Genomic DNA, 17,370 nt, shown 5'->3' on the forward strand with positions numbered 1-17,370 from the left:
AACTTGTGGTATGAGTCAGATTAATCAGACAAGCATTCGCCAGCTGAGCTTCTATGTGTTGCTGGTAGCGATGGGTATTTTCTTGTTCAACCAATTCAGCAGTTTTATCCCGGCGCTGTTAGGGGCAATTACCTTATATGTAATGATGCGAGGCAGTATGCATCAACTCATTACTAAAAAGAAAATGCGCAGAACCTGGGCTGCTTCATTGCTGATGCTGGCATCCTTTCTGATTTTCCTGGTACCGGCGGTGTTTACCATAAATATGATTACGAGCAAGATTGGGTATGCAATTGAACACTCAACAGACACCATCAATACGATAACAGCTTATATAGATACGTTTGAGAAAAAATATGGTATTGAGCTCATGAGTGATGAAAACATTCGTACCCTGAGTAATCTGATCGCCGATAAGCTACCCAATATTCTTGGCGCCACATTCAATTCACTCACCACTGTTTTCATGATGTATTTTATTCTCTTCTTCATGTTAACAAGTACCAGAGATTTAGAATACTGGCTATACAGAAACATTCCTTTAAAAGATGAGAATCTGCTCCTAATTGGCAGCGAGTTGAGAAAACTCGTCGTGTCAAACGCTTTGGGCATTCCTTTGACAGCCATATTGCAAGGCATTGTAGCATTTTTTGGCTATTGGCTTCTTGGAACTGACGACTTGGGCTTCTGGTTTGTATTTACCTGCATTGCAGCCATGATTCCATTTGTAGGTGCCGCATTAGCTTATGTACCGGTAGCAATTTTATTTTTTGCATCAGGTAATAACACAAATGGCATCATTATGCTGATCTATGGATTTGGCATCGTTGGTGCCGTAGACAATATCTTTCGTTTTGCACTGCAGAAGAGAATGGGTGATGTGCATCCACTCATTACTGTCTTTGGGGTAATTGCCGGTTTAAACCTGTTTGGGTTTATTGGATTAATCTTCGGACCAATACTGATTGCGATGTTTATACTCTTGATCCGGATTTATATCAATGAATTCAGCGAGCCGAAAACTATTGAACCATCAGAGAATGAACCAGTAAGCGAGTAATTGGCAAACAAGGCCTGTTATCAATCCTGCATAAACTTCAACTGGCTTGTGATCGTCTAAAGCAAGCCGACAACTGGATACTAAACCAGCGAGCAATGTAGTTACACTAATCGCCAGTCCAAGATTGATTTGGTAATGGAATGCGAATAAGATCATGGCTGCAACTGCACCACCTGCACCAATACCATGCAGGCTAATCTTCATATAATTATTCAGGAATACCCCAACAGCGGTAGAGATGAAAATGCCGAAATAGAAAAACTTAAGCACAATAGGCTGATCAGTAAAGTTTCTGCTGAGGTAATACATCCACCAGTAGAAAAACATACTAACAAAAAAAGGGATGATACGATCTTTCTGTGTACGAAGCAGCATGCTTTCAATCAACTTCAATCTCGACATCAGAAAAACAGCAAAGGCGGGAAAGAAAGCCGTCATCCAGAAAACTGCAAACAAGCGTAGCTTCAACTGCCAAACTGTAATGCCAGCAAATTCATAAGGAAATTGCCAGGTAAGAAACCAAAAAATATAAGTAGGAATAAATAATGGATGCAATACATAGGAAACCAATGTAGCAAGGCTACGTATGATTCTTTCAGGTATAGAATAAGTTGTTTCCATTATAACTCTTTACGTAAACGCGCTACCGGTATATCTAATTGCTCACGATATTTAGCCACCGTTCTTCTTGCGATCTTATACCCTTTCTCCTGTAACAAATCCGTCAGCTCCTCATCACTCAAGGGCTTTCGTTTGTCTTCTCCGCCAATCAGGTCAGACAGAATTTTCTTTACCTCACGTGTGCTCACTTCTTCGCCACTTTCGGTAGCCAGACTTTCACTGAAGAAAAACTTCAATCGAAAAGTACCAAACTCTGTTTGTACAAATTTGCTATTGGCAACACGACTTACAGTAGAAATATCCAAACCTGTTTTCTCCGAAATATCTTTCAGAATCATGGGCTTGAGCGTTGTCTCATCACCTGTCAAGAAAAACTCATGCTGATATTGCATGATAGAACCCATTGTACCCAATAAGGTTTCCTGACGCTGACGAATCATATCAATAAACCACTTGGCGGAATCAATCTTCTGCTTAATGAAGAGTACCGCTTCTTTCTGCCGCTTGTCTTTCTTCGCACTCTTCTCATAATCCTTCATCATATCACGATAATCACTGCTGATACGCAGATCTGGCGCATTGCGGCCATTGAGTGTTAACTCCAGTTTACCGTTATTATTAATGATGAAGAAATCAGGTACTACATAGGTTTCTGCATTGCTGGATTCGCCAACATGTCCACCCGGTTTGGGGTTCAGACGGACAATCTGATTAATCACTTCCTTAAGGGCTTCATCAGACAGGTTTAGACCACGCTGTATCTTTTCGTAATGCTTTCGGGTAAACTCATCGAAATATTTCGACAATACCTGCATAGCCAACTCGACCGATTGTCCTTCACTCATTTTGCGTTGCAATTGCAACATGAGGCATTCTTTCAAATCTCTGGCACAAACACCCGGTGGATCAAACTGTTGAATTTGCTGAATGATGGATTCAATCTCTTTTTCATCCGTCATCACGTTCTGTCTGAAAGCAAGATCATCCGCAATTGCCGGTACTTCCCTGCGCAAATAGCCATCATCATCCAGGCTGCCTACAATATGCTCAGCAATCTTATAACGGTGTTCATCTAATTCAAGCATACCTAGCTGATCTACTAGCAACTCGTGAAAACTTCTTTCTACACGATAAGGTGTCGTCTTCTGATCGCCCGCTTCGGGATAATTATCATCACGCAGTTTGTAATCTGCCACATCATCATCTCCATCACTTACATATTCACTCAGATTCAAATCTTCAAACTCATCTTCACTGCCGTCCTTTTCATATTCTTCTTCCTGGGCATACTCATCTTTGATATCTTCTTCATAGATATCGTCGTGTGTTTCCTCCCCCAATTCCAATGCAGGGTTTTCTTCTAATTCTTCCTTGATGCGTTCTTCAAGATTGGCAGTAGGCACCTGCAGCAGTTTCATCAGCTGAATCTGCTGTGGAGAAAGCTTTTGCAAAAGCTTTTGCTGTAAGGATTGTCCGAGTGCCATATTTGGCCGTAAATTTACATACTATTCAATCGGGTACTGCATGAAACAGATTTGTTTCTTTCTTATTTTCTCCTTAATAACCGGCCTTGCAAATGCGCAGCAGGACAGCATTGCAAGAAAATCTTTGTTAAAAAAAGACAGTACAGTTTATCAACCCATCCGATTGATTAGTGCAGATTATTATACGAAGCAACTGGGGTTCTTCTGCAAAAAAGAATTGCAGGTAGAGAAAACCACTAAGCTGCCACTACGTTTCAGATTAGGTAATATTGAATATACAGACATGCTGGAAGGCAAACGTCGCTACCAACCAAGCTCAGTACCTAAGCAATAATGTTTTAAGCAAGCGCTTTCAGGATGGCTGCTTTCATCGCCTCACCCTTTTCCTGAATCTGCGCTTCACTCCACAGTAAACTGATGGCAGTAGACACACAGCGTCCCATCACTGCGTCACTAACAGAGAAATCTTGTCTTGCCAATTTTTGCAATGCAGCATGTTGTGCATCAGACAAACGGAATAAGCTGGCAGGCTGTTTCAGGTGATCCCATTTGCGGATATAATGCCAGTTATTATCAAACCAGTAAAAATTACCAGCCAATACACCTGCTTCCTTCATATTGGCAACAGCAGCACGGGTTTGTGCTTCTGTTGGTAAGAACCAGCTCAAGAAAGTACAACTGTCACCGGCAGGATCAGGTACTTGTCTGAAACTGATACCGGGCACTTCAGCCAATATAGCTTTGAGTTGTGCATGATTTTTTCTTTGAATAGCCAGAAACTGATCCAGCTTTCTAATCTGCGCCAAACCAACTGCAGCGTGCAGTTCAGAGATACGGAAATTATAGCCGATAAAAGGATGCAAGTCCGCGCCGCGGTCTACACCTTTGTGGTCATGGCCATGATCTGTGTATCCATCACTCTTGATATATACATCTTCACTATTCGTCATCACCACACCACCTTCAGCACAAGTGATGGTCTTTACAAAATCAAAGGAAAAAGTACCTGCATGACCAATCGTGCCCAGCTTCTTTCCCTTATAGGTACCGCCAATACTCTGGCAGGCATCTTCTAACAAAATCAGGTTATGCTCATCACAAATTGCTTTCAACGCATCCAGATCAGCCATACTGCCACACATATGCACTGGCATGATACACTTGGTAGCTGGTGTGATGGCTTTACGTACTGCATCAGGATTTAATGTCAATGTTTCATCCACATCAACCAGTACAGGTATGGCACCTACGCTAAGTACTGCTTCGAAACTGGCTACAAAAGTGAACGCAGGCATGATGACTTCATGACCCGCACCAACACCCAACGCAGCCATTGCTGTGGTTAATGCAGCTGTACCACTTGAGGTTAACTGTGCATACTGACAACCAAAGGTTTGTGTAACTGCTTTTTCCAATTCCTGGGCTTTCCAGATGCCTTTGCGCGGACCATCAAATCCATAGCGCATGAGAATACCTGTTTCCAGTACATCATTCACTTCTTTTCTTTCTTCAGCTCCAAATAATTCAAAACCTGGCATAATGATTCAGTTTTACACAGCTTGGCTGCGCGGCAAAGGTAGAAAAAGAATGCAAGGATGCCTACCCACGCTTGGATAAACGGCAATTAACAAATCGGGTATGATTTATTGACGGGCAGCACCTATTTTTGCCGCCTTAACCAAAGGGTATGGAATACAGCAAACTAATCGCTATCAGCGGTTTCAGCGGATTGTTCGAGTTAATGGGCAGCAAGGCCGATGGCGCTATCGTGCGCAGTCTGGACGACAATAAAACACGCTTTGTCAGCAGCAGACAACACAATTTCTCTCATCTGGAGAGTATAGAAGTATATACCATTCGTGAGAATGTAAACCTTGTAGAGATTTTCCAGGCCATGGAGAAGAGTGGTGAAGCATTACCATCAGAAAAAGATCCCGCTGCAGTTAAAAACTATCTGGGTAAAGTTTACCCTGATCTGGATTTTGAAAGAGTCTACGCCAGCGATATGAAAAAGATGGTAAAATGGTATGGCATTCTGAAGGCAAACAATATTGAACCCAAGCTTCGCGAACTCAGCGAGGACGAAGCTGAAGGATAAACGGATGATAAGTGTATTACCGTGATGGTTGGCAAATGCCAACCATTTTTTATTGCTAACTTGCCTGAACTTAAATATGCCATGATGTTTCGTCGCTTAGTCTTATTGCTGCTGGTTTTGAGCACTGTTTGTAATCTTGGTGCGCAAAGTTTTTTTGAAGACACCAAAGCCTCCCGCAAATGGGTGAATAAGCAATTCAAAAAACTGAGCGAAGAAGAAAAAATCGCCCAACTCATGGTGATTCGCGCACACAGCAATCTGGGCGCAGATCATGTGCAACAGGTAACTGATTTAATCAAAAAATACAATGTTGGTGGCCTCTGTTTTTTCCAGGGCGGACCGGTTCGTCAGGCCAACCTGACCAATTTCTATCAATCTATTGCCAAAACGCCCTTGATGATTGCCATTGATGGCGAGTGGGGCCTGGGTATGCGCTTGGATAGTGTACTTAATTTTCCACGCCAATTAATGATGGGCGCTGTAAATGATCCTGCACAGATCTATGCTTTTGGTAAAGCAGTAGGTGAACAATGCAAAAGACTCGGTATTCAGGTAAACTACGCACCGGATATTGATGTGAATAATAATCCCAACAACCCTGTTATAAACGACAGAAGTTTTGGCGAAGACAAATACAAAGTAGCCCGCTTTGGCATCGAATACATGAAGGGCATGCAGGATGTGGGCGTAATGGCTTGCGCCAAACACTTTCCCGGCCATGGAGATGTGGCAGTTGACTCACATTATGATTTGCCCATCATCAATAAAACACGTGCGCAACTCGATGAGTTAGAACTCTACCCTTTTCGAGAATTGCTTAAAGCAGGTGTTGGTAGCGTGATGGTGGCGCACTTGTACATTCCATCCATTGATACAACAGCTAACCTTGCAACATCTTTGTCAAGAAATAATGTCACTGCTCTGCTGCGCGATGAATTAGGCTTCAAGGGCATCACATTTACCGATGCACTGGAAATGAAAGGTGTTGCCAAATATTTCCCCGCAGGTGATGCAGCGGTACAATCTCTGATTGCAGGTAATGATATGCTTTGCCTGCCCGGCGATATTCCCGGTAGTATTGAAAAAGTAAAACAAGCCATACGTGATGGCAAACTGAGTTGGGATGATTTGAACGCGCGTGTAAAAAAAGTATTACTGGCTAAATACCATTTAGGACTTCATAAGAAAACAACCATCAATACGCAGAATCTTGTCGAGGACCTGAATCAATACACAAAGTCTATCACAACTGAGCTTGCTAAGCAAGCCATTACTTTATTGAAACTCAATAATCCTAAACTCTTGCCTTTACCTGCCAAGAATAAGATAGCCTATGTTGGTATTGGCAATGGAAAAGAACATGTGTTTGCTAAAAGAATGCTGGCAGAATGGAATGCAGATATTTATCTCTTCGATAATAAATCAGACAGCGCAGCAGCTGTTGAGTTACTCAATAAAGTGAGCACCTATGATGCAGTAGTATTAGGACTGCACCAATATAGTAGAAGACCTGCCAATAATTTTGACCTGAGCAAAGCCAGTGTACAACTCGCGAAAGATATTCAACGCTACCACAATAGCATCAGTTTTGTATTTGGTAACCCCTATGCCATCAACAATTTTGTGGACGCACCGAATCTACTTGCTTGCTATGAGAATGATAGTATCACGCAACATACTGCTGCAGATATCTTACAAGGAAAAATCGCTGCACAAGGTAGTTTACCAGTAACCGTACATCAGCGTTTTCATTATGGTGCGGGCTTACGCAACACCAATGCATTGAGCATGGCAACGCCAGAATCTGTTGGAATGAATAGTGCAGCGCTGAATAAAATTGACCAGATTGCCAACGAAGCCATCAGCAAAGGTGCTGCGCCCGGCTGTGTGGTATTGGTGGCACGAAAAGGCAAACTGGTCTACAATAAAGCATTTGGCACTTACAATTATGACCTGACAGAACCCGTACAAACCGGCTCAGTATATGACCTCGCTTCTGTAACCAAAATCTCTGCTACGACAGTTTCAGTGATGAAGCTGTACGAAGAAGGCAAACTGGATTTGAATAAAACCATTGGCGATTACCTCAACTGGACGAAAGGTTCTGATAAAGCGTCTTTAAAAATCCGCGATATTTTGTTGCATCAGGCAGGATTGAATCCTTTTATTCCATTCTACAGAGAAACCATTGATACAGCAACAGGCAAACGTCTTGACAATTTATATGCAGCAAATCCGCAATCAGGATTTACCACACGCGTAGCAGAAAATGTTTACCTCAAGAATGCGTGGGTAGATACCATGTATCAACGCATCCTAAAGAGTAAACTCACGCCTGCCAACAAATATGTGTATAGCGATAATGATTTTATTTTTCTTGGTAAGATTGTTGAATCCATCAGTGGAAAAACACTGGATGTGTATGCCAGCGAAAACTTCTATCAGCCGCTAGATATGCAGACCACCACATTCAAGCCCAGAGAGAAAATGGCATTGGGACAAATTGTACCAACTGAATACGAACCACATTTTCGTGCCCAGCTGATTCGTGGCGATGTGCATGATGAAGGCGCTTCTATGTTTGGTGGTGTATCTGGCCATGCAGGCTTATTCAGCAATGCCTATGATTTGGCCAAACTGTATCAGATGCTGCTGAATGGTGGTGAACTGGATGGTAAGCGCTATCTGCAGCAATCAACGGTTAATTTATTTACCGCATATAACAGTGATATCAGCAGAAGAGGCCTTGGTTTCGATAAACCTGAAAAAGACAATGCCACCAGAAAAGAAGCTTACCCCAGCAAAAGTGTGAGCCCATCAACATATGGACATACAGGCTTTACAGGCACTTGCGTTTGGGTAGATCCTGCAGAAGAACTGATTTATATCTTCTTATCCAATCGCGTTACTCCAACTCGAAATAACAACAAACTCGGTCAGTTAAATGTGCGCCCTAATATTCAGGAAGCAATTTATCAGGCCATCATTAAACCATAGCAAGTATGAAACCGATCAAACAATTTCTTTTCTTCAGCCTGCTGCTGATACTTGCTTCCTGCGGTACAAAATCAGAGGAAGCCAAGTATATTCCAAAGAGCGCCAGCACCGTGCTGATCATGAATGCACAAACGCTTCGTGAGAAAATGAAAAAAGCCAATGTACAGCTGGACACAGTGTTGGCAAAAATTTTCGTGAACGACAGCAGTGATGCAAAAGCCAAGGCTGTATTGAAGCGCGTATTTGACAGTGCTGGTATCAATTGGGACAAAAATCTCTTTGCTTATGTACAGCAAAAAAGCTCAATGCTCAATGGTGTAACCACACAAATTGCGTTTTCACTTGGATTAAGTGATGCAGAAAAATTCAAACAAGTATTGACAGCTGAAGGCAAAGACAGTATTGCAAAAGCCATTCAGCAGAAAGACAAATACAGTGCACTTTATCTCAATGATAATACCGTACTGAGCTGGAATAAAGAACGTGCATTCATTTCTTATTACAGAAACGACAGACCCGTACAGTTTGATTCTGTCAATATGAAGTTTACCCTTCCTGATCCAAAGAAAGAAGCAGAAGCAGTTGCCGCATCAGTGGAAGCTATTTATACGCTCGACAAATCAGCTTCTATGCAGGAACTGGATGCATTTAATGATATGATGAAAGACCCAGCAGACGCATGGCTCTTCAGCAGTAGTAATGGTGCATTGGCATCCCTGAGTGCAACACCACTCAATCTGCCCGGCATTGAAAATCTGTTGAAGGACAATTACAGTACCAATACCATTCATTTCACTGAAGGCAAGATTGAAGGTATTTCTCGCTTGTATCCCAGTCCGCAAATGAAGAGCATCTTCAAAAAATACGCCGGACCAGTCGTGAACACAGACATGATCAAGCGTTTCCCCGGAAAGATTCAAGGTTTTTCCGCAGCTTCTTTTAACCCGGAATTGATTGGAGCAATACTGGATGAATTACAAGTAGAAGAATTAGTGGGTGGTTTTATTCGTGAAACCGGTTTTACGCTGCAGGATTTCTATCAGTGCATCAAGGGTGATATCACGGTTGCTTTTGGTGATATTGCGATGAAGCCAATAAGCAGTGATACAACTGTTTTCAATTTCTCTTTACCAACCGGCAAACTGGTTATGTATGCGCCTGTTGGCAATAAGCAATCTTTTACCAAATTGATGGACAGTGCTGTGAACAGAAAATGGCTACAGAAAAAAGGCAATGATTATGTTCCAAATGAACTCATGGAAAAAATTGGCCTCTACATCAAGGCTAATCAGGATGGAATTTTAATGGCAAGCGATAGTGCTACTGCTGTTGCATTCATGCAAGCGAGTGCTAAAGCAACTATTGACCCTGCCATTCTTGATCAAGCCAAGGGTAAGTCAGTTGCTTTCTACATGGACATATCCGGCATTATTGGTGCGCTGCGTGCTAATGCTACAACCCCTGCCTACTATGATGGATTATTCAGCCACGTAATTGCTACCACAGATAATTTCAATGGCAAAGCCGTTGAGGGCAAGTTTGAAGTGGTGATGAATAACAAAAATGAAAACAGCTTAGTTGCTATCATCAAACTCATGACAGGTTTTGCAGCAGATATGCGCAAAAGCAACAAACTGGTACTACGCGAATCTGATTCTATCCGCAACTTAGACCTGATGACACAATAATGCAAATTGCATTACAACATATCATGCCCAAACCCCTGCTCGATCGTCTATCCGGCAGGGGTTCTGATATCTGGAATCAAGAACTGATCTTCCAACAAGGCGAATCTATCCGTATCAAAGCACCGAGTGGTTCAGGCAAAACCACATTGATACATTATCTCTATCTATTGCGAAAGGATTATACCGGCAGCATACTATGGGATAATCAAAAAATATTTTCCGGCGATGCAATCGCAAAACTGCGAGCATCACAAATCAGTATTGTTTTCCAGGACCTGCGTTTGTTTCCACAGCTAAGTGCCAGAGAAAATATCCAGTTGAAAAAAGCCATCAGCAGCAATAATGCCATTACTGATGCACAGATTGACACTATGGCCCAACAATTACAAATCACCCACATACTGGATCAACCGGCTGGTATCTGCAGTTATGGTGAGCAGCAACGTGTGGCCATCATACGTGCACTGGTACAACCCTTTAACTGGCTTTTGTTGGATGAACCCTTCAGCCATCTGGATGAAGCCAACACTGCACGTGCAGCTGCATTGATTCAAGAGGTTTGTAGAAACAATCATGCAGGCTTACTGGTTACAGATCTGGATGATGACAACCATTTCAATTACACCAAACGCTATACACTTTAGTGCTGCACGCATTATTACATAGTATTATCAGAAGTGCAACAGGCAGGTTTAGTCGGGTATTGGCTACTATTGCTATGGGCGTAGCCATGTTGTTGATTGTATTAGCTGTTCAGTTACAAGCTAATTTTCAGTCGCTGCTGAATAGTCCGGCCAATAAAGACAGTATAGCTAACTTTTTGGTGATTCATCAATCCAGTGATCTCCTGCAAAAAAGCAGCAAAGGGCTGTCCCCTGAAACGATTGCAGATTTACGTAAACAGGACTTTACTGAATCTGTAGGTATTATTGAAAGCAGCAGATTCAAAGCAGGTATTGAATCACCTAGCGAACTATTTCCTTTTTATACAGACATTGCGTTTGAAGCTGTAGCCGATAGTTTTTTGGACATACGCCCAGAACAATGGCAATGGACAGAGGAAAGCCGTTTTATTCCCTTGATTGTACCGAATCTTTTTCTTGATATCTATAATTTTCAGTTTGCACTCTCTCAGGGATTACCTCAACTAAGCACAAGCGCTATTCAACAAGTGCCACTGGTAGTTAAAATTGAAACTCCGGCAGGTGCCATCAAATATACCGGCAGGATTGTGGGCTTCAGTGATAGAATTGCTTCTGTATTAGTGCCACAGTCCTTTATGCAATGGGCCAATCATGCTTTTGGCAATGGCAATAACAATCAGGTTTCACGTGTTGTACTACGCACCAAAGACCCTGGCAATCCAGCACTTAGTAATTACCTGAAAGAACACGGCCTAAAAACAGATGCAGATAAAACCCGATTCAGTAAATACAGAAAAATTGTAGACATCGTTGCAGGTACTGCCGGTGCCATCGGATTGATTCTATTACTCTTTGCTTTATTGGTTTTCAGCCTGTTTATCAGAATTACTATTGCCACAGCCAAATCAGATATTGAACTACTACTCACGCTGGGCTTATCACCCAAAGCACTGAGTCGCTTCCTCATGCGTAAATTCTTCCCAGTTCAGCTGATCTTAATGTGTTTAATTATCCTACTACTAACTGCAGGACAATATTCGCTGAGCCAATGGTTGGCTAGCCAGCAAATTAATCTTCCTGCTTACCCCGCACCAATGACGCTACTTTGCGCGGCGGCTGTATTGCTTGTGATATTTTTCACCAACAGGCAATCTATCCAAAACTATGTGCACAAGCATGTGCAGCAGTAGCTATCTTAGAGGCCTCTAACCATGGTGCGATACCTGATCATCATATGCTGCTTTTGTACACAATTGTCTTTGTTGGCGCAACAGCAACAAAGCCTACAGCCTATTGGCCAATGGCGAGAACATTTCCCCTACCAGCAAACAACTGGTGTTGTACAGGGTGATCGTATTTATGCAACAACACCTTATGCAGTATTTGCCATTGATGCAGATCAATCAGTGGAAAGATTCACCAAGGTAAATGGACTTAACAGTGTTGATATCACCACCGCTGCATGGGATGCCACAACCAATCAACTCGTTATTGCTTATGCCAGTGGCAGCATTGATATCCTCAAAGAAACGACCATCAGGAATTTGGATGATATCCGCCGCAGCAATATCAGTGGCGACAAAACAATTCAGCGTATTATCTGCAATAACGGACTCGCTTATATCTGTACTGGCTTAGGTATTGTAGTAGCAGACTTAAACAGATATGAAATCCGTGATACCTGGATTATTGGAAATAATGGCATTCAAACAAAAGTCAATGGCTTTGCAGCAGATAATCAATTCTGGTATGCAGCAACCGATGAAGGGATAAAACGCACCCCACGTAACAACACTAATCCTGCTGATTTCAGAACCTGGCAATTGATCAATTCAGGCATAGGTCGTGGTATTGTTCGTCAGACTATATCTGTCAACAACAATATCTATGCATTAAGAAGAGACTCCATCTATTTACTGAATAACAATAGTTTTCAATTTTTCTATACAGACAATAGCTGGCCTATTGTTTCAATGAATACCAGCAATGGCAAATTATTGATCTGCCAGCGTACTGGCAATGGAGCATCCCGGGTTATTCAACTCAGTACAACAGGTAGTATTGAAAGAACACTCACACAAGCTGGCGTGATCTCTTTCCCACAACAAGCGATTGCTGATAACAATACTATCTGGGTTGCAGATCTGTTTGGCGGACTGTCCAGATTCAGCAATACTGTTGAGCGATTCATACCCGACGGCCCTTTGGGTACTGCAAGTGGTACCATGGTATTTGCGCGTGACAGTTTGTTTGTAGCAGCAGGTTCAATCAATGATTCCTGGAATTATCTCTACAATAGAAACGGAGTCTATTGGTATGGCAATAATCAATGGTCGTTCAAAAGTACTTTCAACAATAGCATTCTTGATAGCACTTTAGATTTTATCACTGCTGTTGCTGATCCTGTTGAGAAAGCTTGGTGGGCAGGCAGTTACGGCGGAGGGTTAGTACGCTTCAGCGGTAACAATATACGCATCTTCAAACAAGGCAATTCCACCTTACAAGCTGCCAATGGCGATCCAGGTAGTTATCGTGTTGGCGGACTAGCTTTTGACACTGATGGCAATCTTTGGGTGAGTAATTATGGGGCGCTGCAAAACCTACATGTGCGCAAGCCAGATGGCAACTGGCGTGCATTCAGTATTCCTTTCTCTTTATTAGAAAACGCAGCTGGGCAAATTGTAGTGGATGACGATAGACAATTGTGGATTGTGTCGCCCAAGGGCAATGGGTTGATTTGCTATAGTCCGGGTAACAATATTGACAATACAGCTGATGATAAATGGAAAAGATATCTGGCAGGCAGGGGTAGTGGAAATTTGTCCAGCAGCAATGTGCTTTGTATTGCAAAAGATAAAAATGGGCTACTATGGATTGGCACCGACAGAGGTGTTAATGTTATCCAATGCACTAATCAGGTTTTTGCACAAGGCTGCGAAGCCATACAACCTGTGGTTCAAACAGATCAGTTTGCGGGCTTATTGTTTCAGGACGAAATGATTCAAAGTATTGCAATTGACGGTGCTAACAGAAAATGGGTTGCTACCAGAAATGGTGTTTGGCTTGTCAGTGCTGATGGTGATAAAGTCATTCATCATTTCAATGCGGCCAATAGTCCTCTGCCAGATGATGATGTTCGCCAGTTAACTATCAATCCTGCAACAGGTGAGGTATTCATGGCTACATTCAAAGGGATTGTCAGTTACAGAAGCACCGCAACCGAAGGCGGTACTACCAATGAAAATGTATTGGTCTTCCCCAATCCTGTTCCACCAGACTATCAAGGCAGCATCGCTATTCGCGGCTTGGTCAATAATGCCCTGGTAAAAATTGCTGAACCCAATGGTAGACTGGTCTTTCAGACCCGAGCCTTGGGCGGACAAGCGATTTGGAATGGTAAAAATTACAACGGACAAGCTGTTGCTTCCGGTATCTATTTGGTGCTTGTTCGGGACGAAAACGGACAGGAGAAAATTGTGACCAAAATCGTGATTACAAAGGGCCGCTAATTTTTTCGGCCGAAAAATGGCACAAACCTTAATTTCGCGAAATCTTTCTCTGCAATGCGCACCCTTACAGGCAACGAATCCGTACGATCTAACAAAAAGAAAATCATTGTTTTAGGTAGTGGCCCCAACCGTATCGGACAAGGTATTGAGTTCGATTATTGTTGCGTGCATGGTCTACTGGCCATAAAGGAATGTGGTTACGAAGCCATTATGGTGAACTGTAACCCAGAAACCGTTTCTACCGACTTTGATATGGCTGATAAGCTCTATTTCGAGCCTGTTTATTGGGAACATTTGTGGGAAATCATTGAATTGGAGCAACCGGAAGGTGTAATTGTTCAGTTAGGCGGACAAACTGCCTTGAAACTGGCAAAGCGCTTGCAGGCAAAAGGCATCAAGATTATCGGTACTTCTTTCGATAGTATGGATATCGCGGAAGATCGTGGTCGTTTCAGTGATTTGCTGAAGGACCTCAATATTCCTTATCCTGAATACGGTACAGCATACACGGCTGATGAAGCCATTGAAGTAGCCAATCGTGTTGGTTATCCGGTTTTGGTACGCCCAAGTTATGTTTTGGGTGGTCAGCGCATGCGTATTGTGATTAATGACGATGAAGTAGAAAAAGCGGTGGTAAGTCTGCTGAAGCATATCCCCAACAATAAAATCCTAATTGACCATTTCTTAGATCGTTGTCAGGAAGCAGAAGTAGATGCCATCTTCGATGGTGAGAACTTCCACGTAATGGGCGTGATGGAACATATTGAACCAGCTGGTATTCATAGTGGTGATAGTAATGCCGTATTACCGGCATTCAATCTTACTCCATTGGTGGTAGAAACCATGGAATACTACAGTGAGAAAATTGCCCGCGCATTGGATATCCGTGGATTGATTAATATCCAGTTTGCCATCAAGGACGGTAAAGTGTATGTGATTGAAGCCAACCCACGTGCTTCCAGAACAACACCGTTCATCGCAAAAGCATATGGCATTCCATATTTGAACATTGCTACTAAAGTGATGTTAGGTGCAGCAAAGCTTACAGAGTTTAATCTGGAGAAAAAACTGGATGGTTATGCCATTAAAGAGCCTGTATTCAGTTTCAATAAATTTCCAGGTGTAAACAAAGAATTAGGCCCAGAGATGAAGAGCACTGGTGAAGCCATTCGCTTCATTAAGGATTTGAGAGATCCTTATTTCAGACAATTGTACAAGGAACGCAGCATGCACTTGAGTAAATAAGTAAAAATCCCCTGCAACATTGCAGGGGATTTTTTTATAAAGGTTCTTCTAATGTAACCAGTTTGTTCTTGATGGCATAGATTACCAAGCCCATCCTTGTGTGCACACCAAATTTTTCGAAAAGACTATTGCGATAGTCTTCTACTGTTCGCGGACTGATATACATTTTATCAGCAATGTCTTTATAAGATAATTCGGTACAAACCCAATGAATAAACTCTCTTTCCTTTTCAGAAAGTGAAGCAGCTTCAACAGGCAAATCAGCTTCACGATTTAAGCCGCTGATAACTTTGGCTGAAATATCTGCAGAAAGGTAAAAGTTCTGATTCATCACAGAGTCGAGCGCCTTCAGTAATTCATCCGGTTCTACATTTTTAAGCAGATATCCTTTAGCACCACTCTTAATCATTTTAATGATGGAGTTCTCATCACTGTTCATAGAAAGTCCCAAGACTTTTACCTGAGGAAAATTCTTGACAATCCACTTGCAGGATTCATACCCATTCATACCGGGCATATTCACATCCAGCAAGACAACATCAGGAATCTTATGATTTTCTAATTGCTCTTTTAACTGCAAACCATTCTCTACATCAAACAGAACAGAATATCTGTCGAATGAAGCTACTAATCCTGCAAGAGCTTTTCGAAACAGCGTATGATCATCGGCCAGTGCTACAAAAATTCTTTTATTCGATAGCGGCATTGCTTGGGGTTAACGCGATAAAGGTAAGGTAATTGTGACTTTAGTACCTGATCCGGGTTTGCTTTGCAAATCAAATTTAGCACCAATGAGTGCTGCTCTGTTTGTCATGCTACGCAAGCCTACCCCTGTAGAGGAATTACCTTTCGATCTTATCTCCTGTACATTAAATCCGATACCATTGTCAATGATCGACAGCACAAAAGTATTGCCGTCAGGATTATTGATAGCAACATTTATTTGAGTGGCTTTTGCATGCTTCAATGCATTGTTTATCATTTCCTGAAACATGCGGAATATTACCACAGAGTTTTGCTCTCCCAGATAATAGTTGCCTTTTTCAAAAGAACTCTCCATGTTCACCAAACCACTTTTGCGAATACTATCTACTTCATACTGAATAGCCTCAACTATTCCAACATGTGCAATTCTGTCTGAATGCAGGCTTTTGGTCAGGTGCGACAAATCCATAATGGCTTTGTTCAATACCTGCCTTGAGTTCATCAGCTTATCATGATGTGGAATATTTTGATCAACGGTAACAGCAGCCAAAGTAAGTTTCACCATAGAAAGCATCTGACCAATATTATCATGCAAATCCTGTGCGATATTCTTGAAAGTCTCTTCCTGCATTTCCAACTGAGCTTTCATGATTTGCTGGTCATAAATATCTTTCATTCTGCTTAACTCAGCCTGATGCTGGAACTGCCTTCGCTGATACAAAAACACAATAGCTACTATAAAGCTCAGCAGTACGATACCCAAGCCGAGTCCGACTATCGTAACGTAATAGGCTTGTTGTACCGGATCTGACATAGCAGTGCTAAATTGATGAGAAGATACACCACGAAATTGAGGGAATCAATAATTAGAAGATAATTCTCAATTATAAACCTTGGTGGGTCTACAAATTGTGACCACACTCCATAAATAGGAATACCTAAAGTGTAATAAAACATCAGCGCCGTAACCAACCAAAAGCTTGGCTCTTGAAGAATAAAAATAGCATACTGATATTCGAACAGCTCGTAGAAATAGAAAATACAGCTACAACAAAGCACAAAACAGCCTATGGCATATGTTAAGGTATCATACACCTCGAATCCGCCGAAAAAAAACAGCCTCACTAAAGCTATTGGATTAAAAACAGCACCGAAATAGAGTACAATTTTCCTGAAAGTTTTCCCGGATAAAAGGTTTCTAACAATAAAGAGATAAATATTGATCTCAACCAACGTATACAGGTTATACAAAAGCGTATTTGGCTGACCAGCCCGAGCCATTTTATTTGCATATAATTCTACTATTAAGCTTACTCCAG

At 42.0% G+C, this 17,370-nt stretch carries 14 protein-coding genes; 9 read left to right on the forward strand and 5 right to left on the reverse strand.

The window, feature by feature from the left end; translation table 11 throughout:
* Positions 1 to 10 precede the first annotated feature (10 nt).
* Positions 11 to 1,060 (forward strand): AI-2E family transporter, encoded by a 1,050-nt coding sequence (locus tag J0L83_08730; protein ID MBN8664644.1) that lies wholly within the window; start codon positions 11 to 13, stop codon positions 1,058 to 1,060.
* Here J0L83_08730 and J0L83_08735 read toward each other — a convergent pair.
* Together J0L83_08735 and rpoN are read right to left on the reverse strand one after the other, a co-directional pair.
* Positions 1,034 to 1,681 (reverse strand): hypothetical protein, encoded by a 648-nt coding sequence (locus tag J0L83_08735; protein ID MBN8664645.1) that lies wholly within the window; start codon positions 1,679 to 1,681, stop codon positions 1,034 to 1,036. The two genes, J0L83_08730 and J0L83_08735, sit on opposite strands and share 27 nt — an antisense overlap.
* Positions 1,681 to 3,165 (reverse strand): RNA polymerase factor sigma-54, encoded by a 1,485-nt coding sequence (gene rpoN / locus J0L83_08740; GenBank protein MBN8664646.1) that lies wholly within the window; start codon positions 3,163 to 3,165, stop codon positions 1,681 to 1,683. Before rpoN ends, J0L83_08735 begins: the two co-directional genes overlap by 1 nt.
* A 40-nt stretch (positions 3,166 to 3,205) precedes the next feature.
* Here rpoN and J0L83_08745 point away from each other — a divergent pair, with 40 nt between their 5' ends.
* Positions 3,206 to 3,499 carry a hypothetical protein gene (locus tag J0L83_08745; GenBank protein ID MBN8664647.1) on the forward strand — a complete coding sequence of 98 codons (294 nt, stop codon included), beginning with the start codon at positions 3,206 to 3,208 and terminating at the stop codon, positions 3,497 to 3,499.
* Positions 3,500 to 3,503: 4 nt separating this feature from the next.
* Here J0L83_08745 and J0L83_08750 read toward each other — a convergent pair whose 3' ends face one another.
* Positions 3,504 to 4,703, reverse strand: a complete 1,200-nt coding sequence (locus J0L83_08750) for a DegT/DnrJ/EryC1/StrS family aminotransferase (GenBank protein ID MBN8664648.1) — start codon at positions 4,701 to 4,703, stop codon at positions 3,504 to 3,506.
* 149 nt (positions 4,704 to 4,852) lie between these two features.
* Between J0L83_08750 and J0L83_08755 the strand changes: the two genes are divergently transcribed.
* The 7 genes from J0L83_08755 (at position 4,853) to J0L83_08785 (ending at position 15,346) form a co-directional block, all read left to right on the forward strand.
* A complete protein-coding gene (locus tag J0L83_08755; GenBank protein ID MBN8664649.1) occupies positions 4,853 to 5,263 on the forward strand; it encodes a DUF5606 domain-containing protein in 411 nt (136 codons plus the stop codon).
* An 81-nt stretch (positions 5,264 to 5,344) separates the two neighbouring features.
* The gene (locus J0L83_08760; GenBank protein ID MBN8664650.1) at positions 5,345 to 8,260 is read left to right on the forward strand and encodes a serine hydrolase; all 2,916 of its coding nucleotides are present in this window, start codon (positions 5,345 to 5,347) and stop codon (positions 8,258 to 8,260) included.
* A 5-nt stretch (positions 8,261 to 8,265) separates the two neighbouring features.
* Positions 8,266 to 9,948, forward strand: coding sequence for a DUF4836 family protein (locus J0L83_08765; protein ID MBN8664651.1), 1,683 nt, complete (start codon positions 8,266 to 8,268; stop codon positions 9,946 to 9,948).
* 23 nt (positions 9,949 to 9,971) lie between these two features.
* Positions 9,972 to 10,592 (forward strand): ATP-binding cassette domain-containing protein, encoded by a 621-nt coding sequence (locus tag J0L83_08770; GenBank protein MBN8664652.1) that lies wholly within the window; start codon positions 9,972 to 9,974, stop codon positions 10,590 to 10,592.
* Complete coding sequence (locus J0L83_08775; protein ID MBN8664653.1) at positions 10,592 to 11,782, forward strand: hypothetical protein; 1,191 nt, start codon at positions 10,592 to 10,594, stop codon at positions 11,780 to 11,782. Before J0L83_08770 ends, J0L83_08775 begins: the two co-directional genes overlap by 1 nt.
* A gap of 21 nt (positions 11,783 to 11,803) precedes the next feature.
* Positions 11,804 to 14,101 carry a hypothetical protein gene (locus J0L83_08780; protein ID MBN8664654.1) on the forward strand — a complete coding sequence of 766 codons (2,298 nt, stop codon included), beginning with the start codon at positions 11,804 to 11,806 and terminating at the stop codon, positions 14,099 to 14,101.
* Positions 14,102 to 14,155: 54 nt separating this feature from the next.
* Positions 14,156 to 15,346 carry an ATP-grasp domain-containing protein gene (locus J0L83_08785; protein ID MBN8664655.1) on the forward strand — a complete coding sequence of 397 codons (1,191 nt, stop codon included), beginning with the start codon at positions 14,156 to 14,158 and terminating at the stop codon, positions 15,344 to 15,346.
* 34 nt (positions 15,347 to 15,380) lie between these two features.
* Here J0L83_08785 and J0L83_08790 read toward each other — a convergent pair whose 3' ends face one another.
* Entirely contained in the window at positions 15,381 to 16,052 is a 672-nt protein-coding gene (locus J0L83_08790) for a response regulator transcription factor (protein ID MBN8664656.1), read from the reverse strand.
* A 9-nt stretch (positions 16,053 to 16,061) separates the two neighbouring features.
* Positions 16,062 to 16,865, reverse strand: coding sequence for a sensor histidine kinase (locus J0L83_08795; protein ID MBN8664657.1), 804 nt, complete (start codon positions 16,863 to 16,865; stop codon positions 16,062 to 16,064).
* Between the last annotated feature and the right edge of the window lie 505 nt (positions 16,866 to 17,370).

The organism is Chitinophagales bacterium, assembly GCA_017303835.1.
Taxonomy (GTDB): domain Bacteria; phylum Bacteroidota; class Bacteroidia; order Chitinophagales; family Chitinophagaceae; genus JAFLBI01.